Source organism: Achromobacter sp. GQ309, assembly GCF_059759315.1.
In genome coordinates this window covers 128133-140586 of sequence record NZ_JCAXDP010000003.1, presented here as the reverse complement: position 1 = coordinate 140586, position 12454 = coordinate 128133, and the positions used below count along the sequence as shown (strand labels likewise).

Sequence of the window (12454 nt, the reverse complement as noted above, 5' to 3'; positions counted from 1 at the left end):
GGTGTCCTGAAGGGTCACCTCGCCTGCCCGGCGCGCATCCGCTTTCTGCCGCGCAGGCCTGTTCGAAGGGAGCAAGCCTCCCGGGGAGAAAAAACGTGGATCTCATTTATATCGCCATCTTCACCGTGATGGCCGGGCTGACCTGGGCCCTTGTCCGGTTCTGCGACGCATTGTCCGCCGGAGACCAGCCATGAGCTGGCTCTACTGGCTGAGCGGCCTGACGGCCGCATTCCTGTTCGTGTACCTGCTGGTCGCGCTGTTCAAACCGGAGAAATTCTGATGACCCCCAAATTCGTCGGACTGCTGGTCCTGTACCTGGCAGTCCTTCTTGCGATCGCGCCCATCCTGGGCCGCTACATCCGCATCGCCATGGAGGACGGCCGATCCCGGCTGACCGCCTGGGGCCGGCCGATCGAGCGCGGCATCTACCGGCTGGCGGGCATCGACCCGCAGGCGGAAATGGGCTGGAAGCGTTATGCCGCCGCCGTGCTGGTCTTCAACCTGGTTGGCATTGCCGCCGTCTACGCGCTGCAGCGCGTGCAGGGGCTGCTGCCGCTGAACCCCGCGGGCCTGGGCGCCGTGTCGCCCGATTCCGCGCTGAACACCGCCATCAGCTTCGTCGCCAACACCAACTGGCAGGGCTATGCCGGCGAATCCACGATGAGCTACCTGACGCAGATGCTGGCGCTGACGGTGCAGAACTTCGTGTCCGCCGCGACCGGCATTGCCGTGCTGTTCGCGCTGATCCGCGGACTGGCGCGGCACTGTTCGGCCACGGTGGGCAACTTCTGGGCCGACATGGTCCGCTGCACGCTGTATGTGCTGCTGCCCTTGTCGCTGGTCCTGGCGGTGGCGCTGGTCAGCCAGGGCGTGATTCAGAACTTCAGCGCCTACCAGGAAGTGCAGACGGTCGAAGCGGTGCGCTACGACGCACCGCGCCTGGACGCGCAGGGCCAGCCCGTACTGGACGCAGCCGGCGCGGCGGTCACCGACCCGGTCACGACGCGCACACAGACGATTGCCATGGGGCCGGTTGCGTCGCAGGAAGCGATCAAGCTGCTGGGCACCAACGGCGGCGGCTTTTTCAACGCCAACTCGGCGCACCCTTTTGAAAACGCCACGCCCCTGTCGAACTTCCTGCAGATGCTGGCGATCCTGGCCATCCCCGCCGCCCTGTGCTTCACCTTCGGCGAGATGGTGGGCAGCCGGCGCCAGGGCATCGCGATCCTGGCGGCGATGACGGCGCTGTTTGCCGTCTTCGCGCTATCCACCGCGTACTTCGAGCAGCAGCCCAATCCGATGGCCGTCCAGGCCGGGGCCGTGACGCCCGGCGGCAACATGGAAGGCAAGGAGACGCGCTTCGGCATCGCCGCCACCTCGCTGTTTGCGACGGTCACCACCGCTGCCTCCTGCGGCGCGGTGAACGGCATGCACGACTCGCTGTCGGCGATGGGCGGCCTGTCGCCCATGCTGCTGATGCAGTTGGGCGAAGTCGTGTACGGCGGCGTGGGTTCGGGGCTGTACGGCATGCTGGCCTTTGCGATCCTGGGCGTCTTCATCGCCGGGCTGATGATCGGGCGCACACCCGAGTATTTGGGCAAGAAGATCGAGGCCTTCGACATGAAGATGGTTTCCATCGTCATCCTGGCCACGCCGCTGCTCGTGCTGGGCGGCACGGCGCTGGCCGTGTCCGTGACGGCGGGCCAGGCCGGCGTGCTCAATCCGGGCATCCACGGCTTCTCGGAAATCCTCTACGCGCTTTCGTCGGCCGCCAACAACAACGGCAGCGCCTTCGCCGGGCTGTCGGCCAACACGCCCTTCTACAACGTGCTGCTGGGCATCGCGATGTGGTTTGGCCGGTTCGCCGTGATCGTTGCCGTGCTGGCGATGGCCGGTTCGCTGGCCGCCAAGCGCCGGCTGCCCGCCGGCCCCGGCAGCATGCCGACCACCGGCCCGCTCTTCGTGACGCTGCTGATCGGCGCGGTGCTGCTGGTCGGCGCCCTCACCTACGTGCCCGCACTGGCCCTCGGCCCGGTCGCGGAACACCTGCAACCCTGATGCAACAGGCTAGGAAAGAACATGGCCAAGATTGAAATGGAAACAACCAGCTCGGGCGGCAGCGTGGCCCGGGTGCCCGCTGCGGGCGCGCAGCCTGTCACGGCTCAGCCTGACGCGGCCCGGCCTGGCGCGGCCCGGCCTGACGCGGCCCGCCCCGTCGCAGCCGGCCCCGAGGCGGCGGCCGCCTTCGGCATGTGGTCCCGCGCGCTGGTCGGCCCCGCCATCGTCGACAGCCTGCGCAAGCTGTCGCCCGCTGCGCAGCTCAAAAACCCCGTGATGTTCGTGGTCTACGTGGGCAGCCTGCTCACCACCGTGCTGTGGATCATGGCCCTGCGCGGGCAGGCCGAAGCGCCGCCGGGATTCATCCTGGGTATCACCGTGTGGCTATGGTTCACCGTGCTGTTCGCCAACTTTGCCGAGGCGCTGGCCGAAGGCCGCGGCAAGCAGCAGGCGGCCACGCTGCGCGGCCTGCGCACCACCATCGACGCGCGCCTGCTCAAGGGCTTTCGCGACGCCGATGCGGCAGATGCCGACCCCGCGCAATGGCGCGGCCAGGCGGTCAGCCAGCCTTCAGGCCTGCTGCGCCGCGGCGACGTCGTCCTGGTCGAAGCCGGCGACACGGTGCCCGGCGACGGCCAGGTCATCGCCGGCGTGGCCTCGGTCGACGAAAGCGCCATCACCGGCGAATCCGCGCCCGTCATTCGCGAGTCGGGCGGCGATTTCTCGTCCGTCACCGGCGGCACGCGCGTGCTGTCGGACTGGATCTTCGTGCGCATCGCCGCCGACCCCGGCGAGAGCTTTCTGGACCGCATGATCTCGATGGTCGAAGGCGCCAAGCGCCAGAAGACGCCCAACGAGCTGGCGCTTACCATTCTGCTGGTGGGCCTGACCGTGGTCTTCCTGCTCGTCGTCGTCACGCTGATGCCCTTCTCGCTGTATGCCGTCTCGGCCGCAGGCGGCGGCGCGGCGGTCACGGTGACCGTGCTGGTCGCGCTGCTGGTCTGTCTGATCCCCACCACCATCGGCGGCCTCCTGTCCGCCATCGGCGTGGCCGGCATGAGCCGCATGATGAGCGCCAACGTGATCGCCACCTCGGGCCGCGCCGTCGAAGCGGCCGGCGACGTCGACGTGCTGCTGCTCGACAAGACCGGCACCATCACCTTCGGCAACCGCCAGGCCTCCACCTTCCTGCCCGCGCCCGGCGTGTCCGCGCGCGAACTGGCGGACGCCGCGCGCCTTGCGTCGTTGGCCGACGAGACGCCGGAAGGCCGCAGCATCGTGGCGTTGGCGGACAAGGCCATCCATGCGCCGGCCCCGCGCATGACCGGCGTTGAGTTCGTGCCGTTCACCGCGCAGTCCCGCATGAGCGGCGTCGACCTGGGCGAACGCAAGATCCGCAAGGGCGCGGTCGACGCGATCCAGGCCTGGCTGGTCGCGCAGGGCGCCACCGTGCCGCCCGAGGCCCTGCGTCTGGCCGAAGACGTTGCGCGCCGCGGCAGCACGCCGCTGATGGTCAGCGACGGCAACCGCGCGCTGGGCGTCGTCGAGCTCAAGGACATCGTCAAGCCCGGCATCCAGTCGCGCTTTGCCGAGCTGCGCCGCATGGGCATCAAGACGGTGATGATCACCGGCGACAACAAGCTGACCGCCGCCTCCATCGCGGCCGAAGCGGGCGTCGATGACTTCCTGGCCGAAGCCACGCCCGAGGCCAAGCTCAAGCTCATCCGCAACTACCAGTCGGAAGGCCGTCTGGTCGCAATGACCGGCGACGGCACCAACGACGCACCCGCGCTGGCGCAGGCCGACGTGGCGGTGGCGATGAACTCCGGCACGCAGGCCGCCAAGGAAGCCGGCAACATGGTGGACCTGGATTCCAACCCGACCAAGCTCATCGAGATCGTCGAGATCGGCAAGCAGATGCTGATGACCCGCGGCGCGCTGACTACGTTCAGCGTGGCCAACGACGTCGCCAAATACTTCGCCATCATCCCCGCCGCCTTCGCCACGGTGTATCCGCAGCTGGACGTGCTGAACATCATGGGGCTGGCCACGCCGTCCTCGGCCATCCTGTCGGCCGTGATCTTCAACGCGTTGATCATCGTGGTGCTGATCCCGCTGGCCCTGAAGGGCGTGCGGTACCGCCCGCTGGGCGCCTCGGTGCTGCTGCGCCGCAACCTGCTCATCTACGGCCTGGGCGGCCTCCTGGTGCCGTTTGCCGGCATCAAGCTGGTCGACATGGTGCTGGCCGCGCTGGGCTGGGTGTGATGCCCGCCCGCGATCAAGCCCCTACGCAAAGGAAATCCTCATGAACTCAGCAACCTCCACGCCGCGCCAAGGCGGCATCCTGCGCCCCGCGCTGACCCTCTTCGCCGCGCTGTCGCTCATCACCGGCCTGGCGTATCCCTTCCTGACCACCGGCATCGCGTCCGCCGTGTTTCCCCACCAGGCCGCCGGTTCGCTGATCGAGCAGGACGGCAAGGTGATCGGTTCGGAATGGATCGGCCAATCGTTCACCTCGCCGCAATACTTCTGGGGCCGCCCCTCGGCCACCACGCCCATGCCGTACAACGCGGCGGCTTCCGGCGGCTCGAATCTCGGCCCGCGCAACCCCGCGCTGGCCGAGGCCATCGAAGCGCGCATCGCGGCCCTGAAAGCGGCAGACCCGGACAATGCCGCGCCCGTTCCGGTCGACCTGATCACCGCATCGGGCAGCGGGCTGGATCCGCACATCAGTCCGGCGGCCGCGGCGTACCAGGCCGACCGCGTGGCGCGCGCCCGCAACCTGCCGCGTGGCGAGGTCGATGCGCTGATCCGGGCGCACACCGCCGCCCCGTCGCTGGGCGTGCTGGGCGACCCCGCGGTCAACGTGCTGACGCTGAACCTGGCGCTGGACAAGCTGCGCGTGGCGCGCTGATGCGGCGGCGTATAGTATTGCCAGCCGTTTCCTCCCCTCCCTTGCGCGTTCATGGCTGACATCGCTGGCGAGCGTCCCGATCCGGACGCGCTATTGAAGACCCTGGACGCCGCCGAGCGCCAGGCGGTGCGCGGCAAGCTGCGCGTGTACTTCGGGTCGTCGGCCGGCGTGGGCAAGACCTACGCCATGCTGGCCGCGGCGCGCGCGCAGGCGGCGCAGGGCACGGACGTGCTCGCCGGCATCGTCGAAACCCACGGCCGCCGCGAGACCGCGACGCTGCTCGACGGCCTGCCGGTCCTGCCGCTCAAGGACGTGGCCTACCGCGGCCACACCCTCAAAGAGTTCGACCTGGACGGCGCCCTGCTGCGCCGCCCCGCGCTCGTGCTGGTCGACGAGCTGGCCCATTCCAACGCCCCGGGTTCGCGTCACGCCAAACGCTGGCAGGACATCCAGGAACTGCTGGCGGCCGGCATCGACGTCTGGACGACACTGAACGTGCAGCATCTGGACAGCCTGAACGAGGCCGTCGGCAGCATCACCGGCGTGCGCGTCTGGGAAACGGTGCCCGACGACGTGTTCGACGCGGCCGACGAGGTCATGCTGGTCGACCTGTCGGCCGACGAACTGCTGCGCCGTCTGAAGGAAGGCAAGGTCTACCTGCCCGAACAGGCGCGCCACGCGGCCCGCAATTTCTTTCGCAAGGGCAATCTGATCGCCCTGCGCGAACTGGCGCTGCGCCGCACCGCCGAGCACGTGGACGACGACGTGCAGGCCTATCGCCGCGACCGCGCCATAGATTCGGTGTGGCGCACGCGCGAAGCCATCGTCGCCTGCGTCGGGTCCGATACCGACGCCGACTACGTGATCCGCAGCGCCCATCGCATGAGCCAGCAACTCGATTGCGATCTGCACGTCGTCACCATCGACACGCCGCGCGCCGCGCCGCCCGCGGCGGCCGACGTCGAGCGGCTGCAGCACAGCCTGGCGCTCGCCGACGCGCTGGGCGCGCGCACCGAGACGCTGGCGGGTGGCGACATGGTCGATGCCGTCGTCCGCTACGTCCGCCGCCACAACATCACCAAGGCGATCGTGGGCCGGCCCCGCGCGGGCGGCTGGCAGCGGTTGCGACTGTCGCTGACCGCGCTGCTTACCGCCGTCATGTCGCCTGGATGGCTGTGGCGGCGCCACAGCTTTGCCGACATGCTGGCCGCCGGCTGCCCGGAGATCGACATCATCCGGCTGGGCGCGCCACCCCTGCCCGCGCAGGCGCCGCCCGGACGCGACCCGTTCACGCTGGGACGCCGCGCCCGCCCGTCCGATGACGAACGCGGGGCGCGGCCGCTTGCAGGCTATGCGTGGGCGCTGTGCTATTGCGCGGTGGCCACGGCGCTGTCGGCGCTTGCGTTCCCGACGCTGCACCAGACCAACATCGTCATGCTCTTTCTGCTGGCGGTGGCCGCAGTGGCGCTGCGCCACGGGCGCGGGCCCGCCGCGCTGGCGTCCGTCGTCAGCGTGGGACTGTTCGACTTTTTCTTCGTGCAGCCGCTGTCGTCGTTCGCCGTGTCTGACGTGCAGTATCTGCTGACCTTCGGCGTGCTGCTGGGCGTGGGGCTGCTGATCGGCCAACTTACCGCCGGCCTGCGGCTGCAGGCGCAGGCCTCGGTCAAGCGCGAGGCCGATGCGCGCAGCCTCTACGAATTCGCGCGCGAACTGTCGTCCGCCCTGCTGCCCGAGCAGATCGTCGCGCTCGCCGGCTCGTTCGTGCATGCCACGTTCGGCGCGCGCTGCTCGCTCTACATCCTGGGCCTGGACGACCGCTTGAAACTCGCCTCGCCCGGAAGCGGCGACACGACCGCTCCGGAATCGGCGCTGGCGCAGTGGGTGTACGACCACGGCCAGCCTGCAGGCGCGGGCACCGCCACCCTGTCGAACAGCGCGTTGCTGTACCTGCCGCTCAAGGCGCCCATGCGCACGCGCGGCGTGCTGGTGCTGGATGCCCCCCGCCGCAGCCTCTACGCAAATCCCGACACGCGCCGCCAGGTCGAGGCCTACGCCACGCTCATCGCCATTGCGCTGGAACGCCTGCATTACGTGGAAGTCGCGCAGCAGGCCGTGGTCAGCATGGAATCCGAAAAGCTGCGCAACTCGCTGCTTGCAGCGGTGTCGCACGACCTGCGCACGCCGCTGACCAGCCTGGTCGGCATGACCGATACGCTGATGCGCCAGCAGCACGCGCTGCCCGACGGCGTGCAGGACACCGTGCGCGCCATGCGCGATCAGGCGCAGCGCATGCACGCACTGGTCGTCAACCTGCTGGACATGGCGCGGCTGCAAAGCCGCGACGCGCCGCTGCGTATGGAGTGGCAATCCATCGAGGAGCTGGTCGGCGCCGCGCTGGCGGCCATGCGCGAACCGCTGGCGGGCCGCAAGGTCGACGTTTCGCCCCTGTCGGCGCTGCCGCTGGTGGAGTGCGACGGCGTGCTGATCGAACGCGTGCTGTGCAACCTGCTGGAGAATGCGGCCAAGTACACGCCGGCCGGCAGCACGTTGCGCATCCATGCCTACGTGCATGAAGACGGGGTATGCGAGGCCGGGATGCACGAGGCCGAAGTGCACACGGCTGAAACGCAAATGTCTGTGCCGCACCATGCCGAAATGCGCGTGGCCATCACCGACAACGGTCCGGGCGTCGCGCCGGGCGCCGAGCGCCGCATCTTCGAAAAATTCACGCGGGGCGAACGCGAGTCCGCCACGCCCGGCGTCGGCCTGGGCCTGGCCGTGTGCGAAGCCATCGTCGCCGCCCATCACGGCCGCATCTGGGTCGAACACGCGCCGGGCCAGGCCAGCGGCGCGCAGTTCGTCTTCAGCCTGCCGCTGGGCGCCCCGCCCTCAATCCAACCCGAAACCGCCTGAGTCCGCGACATGTTCGATTTTCAGCCCGTAGTCCTCATCATCGAAGACGACGCCAACATCCGGCGGTTCGTCCGCCAGGCGCTGGAAAGCGAAGGCTGCGTGGTGCACGAGGCCGACACGGTCAAGCGCGGCCTGATCGAAGCCGGCACCCGCCAGCCGGACGCGATCGTGCTCGACCTTGGCCTGCCCGACGACGACGGCATGACCCTGATCCGCGAGCTGCGCAGCTGGACCGAGGTGCCGGTGCTGGTGCTGTCCGCACGCAGCGCCGAGGCCGACAAGGTGGCGGCGCTGGACGCGGGCGCCGACGATTATCTGGCCAAGCCTTTCGGCGTGAGCGAACTGCTGGCGCGCCTGCGCGTGCTGCTGCGCCGGCATGGCCGCGGCGGCGCGGGCAATGCGGCTGAGATCGTGTTTGGCGACGTGCGCGTGGACTTCTCGCGGCGCGTGGTCGAACGCGCCGGCCAGCACGTGCACCTGACCGCCATGGAGTACCGCCTGCTCGCCGCGCTGCTGGCTCATCGCGGCAAGGTCATGACGCACCGCGAGCTGTTGCGGCAGGTATGGGGGCCGTCCCATGTCGAAAGCAATCACTACCTGCGGATCTACATGGGTCATCTGCGCCAGAAGCTCGAAGCCGACCCGGCGCAACCGGTGTTCCTGCTGACGGAGATCGGGGTAGGTTATCGCTTCGCGGGCTGAGCAGACGCATTCAACGCCGGCTTCGATAGACGCCATTTCAAAACCCGCTTTTTGATACGCGCTTTACGCGCAGGGCGCGAGTCTTGTCTCGCGCTTTATGCCGATCCTCCTATTGTTGCGGTCCGCTCAACACCAGGAGGCTCCACATGCCCCGCACCACCCTCGCAGCACTGGCGCTGCTTTCCCTCATTCCCGTGGCACAGGCCGCCGACGCCCCCAGCGCCGCCGATGCCGCATCGCCGTACTCGCTGACGGCCAATGTCACGCTCGCCAGCCAGTACCGCTATCGCGGCCTCATGCAGACCAACAACCAGCCCGCCATCCAGGGCGGCTTCGACCTCACGCACGCCAGCGGCTTCTACCTGGGCAACTGGAACTCCAGCATCAGCTGGCTGAACGACAGCAACAGCGACGTGTCCGCGCCCGTCGAGATGGACTTCTACGGCGGCTACCAGGGCAACCTCACGGACAACGTGCCCGTCGACCTGGGCGTGCTGCAGTACTACTACCCGGGCGACTATCCGTCCGGCTACACCAGCCCCGACACCACCGAACTCTACGCCGGCATCGGCTACGGCCCGGTGATGTTCAAGTACTCACTTGCGCTGACCAACCTGTTCGGCTTTGCCGACAGCAAGTACAGCCAATACTTTGACCTGTCGGGCAACTTCGATACCGGCGTCTGGGGGCTCGTCATCAACGTTCATGCGGGCCGCCAGATCGTGCGCAATGTGGATAACGGCTCCTACACGGATTGGAAGCTGGGCGTGACCAAGGACCTCGGGCAGGGGCTGTCGGTCTCGCTGGCCTATCTGGACACCAACGCCGACCGCGCCGTCTACACCAACACGCGCGGCCGTGACATGGGCCGCGCCACGGGCCTCCTGTCGGTGACCAAGACGTTCTGAAACGCCGCGGCCGTTGACGCCGTTTTTATACTGCGCCCCCGCATTTATCGGCAGGATTTACGGCGGCATTCCTATAGTGGAATCGTCGTCAACCACCGGATTCGCGGGTCGCCGTCTTCGGCCCCGCCCCCACACCGCCATGATTCCCCGATCGCACCGCCGCCCGGCCCCCCTCGACGCCGCCCTGGCTGCCCAGCCCGCGCCGCCGCCGCAATGCAGCCTGATTGCGCTGACCGTGCGCATCGATACGCTGGACGCCTTGAACGTGCGGCTGGCCTTGCACCGCGCACTGGGCGATCGCATCGGAGTCTACCTGCTGTCGGTCGACCATGCGCACGCCCAAAGCACCCTCGAACTGCAATGCGAACGCGGCGAACTGGACGCCATGATGGCCGCGATCATGCGCGGCCTGCCCTGCGCTGAATTCGGTCCGGCGCGCCCGGCCGCCGCCCTCACGGAGCGATGAGCCATGGACACCCTTGCCAAACCCGCATTCGAAGGCCTGTGGCTGCCGATGGTGACGCCCATGCGCGGCGGCCACGTGGACCTGGACGCCGCGCAGGCGCTGGCCCGCTACTACCGCAACGCCGGCATCGCCGGCCTGGTCCTCTTCGGCTCCACCGGCGAGGGCAACCTGCTCAGCATGCCCGAGAAGACCGACATGATCGAAGCCATCGCCAGCGACGCGCATGCGCTGCCGCTGGTGCTGGGCGTGGGCGGCGTCGATACGCGGGGCGTGGCCGCCGCGGTGCGACGACTGGACCGCTACGCACCCGCCGGCTACCTGGTTCCCCCGCCGTACTATCTGGGGCCATCCCAGGCCGGCATCCTGTGGCATTACCGGCAGATCGCGTGGGCCACCGAGCGGCCCATCATCCTGTACAACATCCCCAAGCGCGCAGGTGTCGCCATGACGGTCGAAACCATGGAAGCGCTGGCGGCGCTGCCCAATTTCGGGGCGGTCAAGGAATGCAATCCCGCCGTGCTGGGCGCCATGAATGCGCGGGGCCGCCTCAATGCCCTTTGCGGCGAGGACCTGGCCTTGCTGGATCACTTCCTGGCGGGCGGGCGCGGCGCGATTCCGGCTGCCGCGCACCTGTTTCCGGAGCGCTTCGTCGAGATGATGCAGCTTGCACACGCCGGCCACGTCGAGGCCGCGCGCGACTGCTTCGACCCATTGCGTCCCCTGATCCGGTTGCTGTTCAGCGAGCCCAATCCCGCGCCGGTCAAGCGCGCGCTGGCCATGCAGGGCCTCATCGCCGACGAGCTGCGCATGCCGATGATGCCCGCCAGCCGCGACCTGGGCGCGAAACTGCGGCGGGCCATGAGCCTTATCCCGGCATCGGCTGAGCGGCTGCAGACAGCCTGAAGATCGACACGGCGCGGGCCAGATCGCCCGCCTGACCGTGCAGCGCGGCGGCAGACGCCGCAAACTCCTCAACCAGCGCGGCGTTCTGCTGGGTCGCCTCGTCCAGATGCGTCACGGTCTGGTTGATCTGCTCGATGCCCGCGCTCTGTTCGCCGGACGCCGTGGCGATCTCGCTCATCAGCGGCGCGCTGGTGGCTGCCGATTCCAGCACGCTTCCCATCGTGGCGCTCGCCTGTTCCACCCGCTGGCTGCCGCGCGCCACCGAGTCGGCCGACGCTTCGATCAGCGACTTGATTTCCTTGGCGGCGGTGGCGGACCGCTGCGCCAGCGCCCGTACTTCGCCGGCCACCACGGCAAAACCGCGCCCCTGTTCGCCCGCCCGTGCGGCTTCGACGGCGGCGTTCAATGCCAGGATGTTGGTCTGGAACGCGATCACGTCGATCAGGCCGATGATCTCGTCGATGCGCTGCGAACTTTGCGAGATCTCGCGCATCGCGTCGATCGCATGCTGCGTCTCGTCGCTGCCCTGCCGCGCCAGCCGTGCGGCTTCGCCGGCCAGCGCGCTGACCTCACGCACGTGCTCGGCGCTTTGGCGGGCAGTGGCGGTGATTTCCTCCACGCTGGCCGCGGTCTGTTCCAACGCGGCGGCCTGCTTTTCGGTGCGGTCGGACAGGTCGACACTGCCCGCGGCAATCTGGCGCGATGCGGCCGCAATGGACGCCGTGGAATGCACGATGCTGCGCACCGCCGCGTCCAGCCGCTGTTGCATTCGCGCCATTGCGTCGAACAGGCGGCCGATCTCGCCCCGGTGATGACGCGAGATGCCGCTGGACAGGTCGCCATTGGCCACGCGCTCGCACACGGCCACTGCCTCGTTCAACGGCCGCAGGATGTGTGTGCTGAAAAAGCGCAGCGCCGCCGTCAGCACCAGCGCAAGCAGCACCAGCGTCACGCTGCCCTGCCGCCACAGCGTGCCGTAGAACGCTGCATCGACGTCGTCCACGTACAGGCCCGTGAACATCAGCCAGCCCCATTCCGCGTCATAGGCCGCGTAGGTCAGCTTGGGCAACGGGTCCTCGGAACCGGGGCGCGGAAACAGGTAGCGCACATAGCCACCGCCCGCCTTGCCCTGCGCGTAAAGGTTTTCAAACAACGGCTGCCCCTGGCTGTCGCGCGTGGCGCGCACGTTGGTGCCCACCAGCTTCGCGTCGGGATGCACCAGCAGATCGTAGTCGTCGCCAAACGCGCCCACATAACCGTCCCCGCCGTACCGCAATTGCGACAGTTGGCGGGCCACGTCGCGCTTGGCGTCGGCCAGCGGCACACCTTCCTGCACGCGCTGCTTGCCGCCGCGGACGATGCCCGCGGCCATATCCAGGACATGGCGAAGCTCCGTCTTGCGGTCGTCCACCATCTCGGCACGGCGCTGCCAGGCGTCCCACACCCCCAGCGCCAGGACGGCGGCGCCAATGGCAAACACGAACCACAACAGTTCCCTACGCAAGCTGGAAGTACTCATCGACTCTCTTTGACACGCCACCAATTAGAAACAATATCTAGCTGGATGTGACGTTTTATGTAATTTGGCCG

Annotated in this window: 10 protein-coding genes; 9 read left to right on the top strand and 1 reads right to left on the bottom strand. The window is 68.4% G+C overall.

Annotated features, from left to right (window positions below; all coding sequences use genetic code 11):
- The first annotated feature begins 190 nt into the window (after positions 1 to 190).
- The 9 genes from kdpF (at position 191) to AC6CIE_RS10020 (ending at position 10864) form a co-directional block, all read left to right on the top strand.
- Positions 191 to 280 (top strand): K(+)-transporting ATPase subunit F, encoded by a 90-nt coding sequence (gene kdpF / locus AC6CIE_RS10060; protein WP_056321339.1) that lies wholly within the window; start codon positions 191 to 193, stop codon positions 278 to 280.
- On the top strand, positions 280 to 2058 hold the full coding sequence (gene kdpA, locus AC6CIE_RS10055) for a potassium-transporting ATPase subunit KdpA (protein WP_498092179.1): 1779 nt from the start codon (positions 280 to 282) through the stop codon (positions 2056 to 2058). Before kdpF ends, kdpA begins: the two co-directional genes overlap by 1 nt.
- A gap of 21 nt (positions 2059 to 2079) precedes the next feature.
- Positions 2080 to 4323 carry a potassium-transporting ATPase subunit KdpB gene (kdpB, locus tag AC6CIE_RS10050; RefSeq protein WP_498092178.1) on the top strand — a complete coding sequence of 748 codons (2244 nt, stop codon included), beginning with the start codon at positions 2080 to 2082 and terminating at the stop codon, positions 4321 to 4323.
- 40 nt (positions 4324 to 4363) lie between these two features.
- Positions 4364 to 4972, top strand: coding sequence for a potassium-transporting ATPase subunit KdpC (kdpC, locus tag AC6CIE_RS10045; protein ID WP_218344893.1), 609 nt, complete (start codon positions 4364 to 4366; stop codon positions 4970 to 4972).
- Positions 4973 to 5023: 51 nt separating this feature from the next.
- Entirely contained in the window at positions 5024 to 7885 is a 2862-nt protein-coding gene (locus tag AC6CIE_RS10040; RefSeq protein ID WP_498092177.1) for a DUF4118 domain-containing protein, read from the top strand.
- Positions 7886 to 7894: 9 nt separating this feature from the next.
- Positions 7895 to 8587: a two-component system response regulator KdpE gene (kdpE, locus tag AC6CIE_RS10035; protein WP_495602173.1), complete on the top strand. Its 693-nt coding sequence runs from the start codon at positions 7895 to 7897 to the stop codon at positions 8585 to 8587.
- Between the two features lie 146 nt (positions 8588 to 8733).
- Positions 8734 to 9495 carry a TorF family putative porin gene (locus tag AC6CIE_RS10030; protein ID WP_498092176.1) on the top strand — a complete coding sequence of 254 codons (762 nt, stop codon included), beginning with the start codon at positions 8734 to 8736 and terminating at the stop codon, positions 9493 to 9495.
- Between the two features lie 139 nt (positions 9496 to 9634).
- On the top strand, positions 9635 to 9961 hold the full coding sequence (locus AC6CIE_RS10025) for a hypothetical protein (RefSeq protein ID WP_498092175.1): 327 nt from the start codon (positions 9635 to 9637) through the stop codon (positions 9959 to 9961).
- 3 nt (positions 9962 to 9964) lie between these two features.
- On the top strand, positions 9965 to 10864 hold the full coding sequence (locus AC6CIE_RS10020; RefSeq protein WP_498092174.1) for a 4-hydroxy-tetrahydrodipicolinate synthase family protein: 900 nt from the start codon (positions 9965 to 9967) through the stop codon (positions 10862 to 10864).
- Here AC6CIE_RS10020 and AC6CIE_RS10015 read toward each other — a convergent pair.
- Complete coding sequence (locus tag AC6CIE_RS10015) at positions 10827 to 12383, bottom strand: methyl-accepting chemotaxis protein (RefSeq protein WP_481146081.1); 1557 nt, start codon at positions 12381 to 12383, stop codon at positions 10827 to 10829. The genes AC6CIE_RS10020 and AC6CIE_RS10015 overlap by 38 nt on opposite strands.
- Between the last annotated feature and the right edge of the window lie 71 nt (positions 12384 to 12454).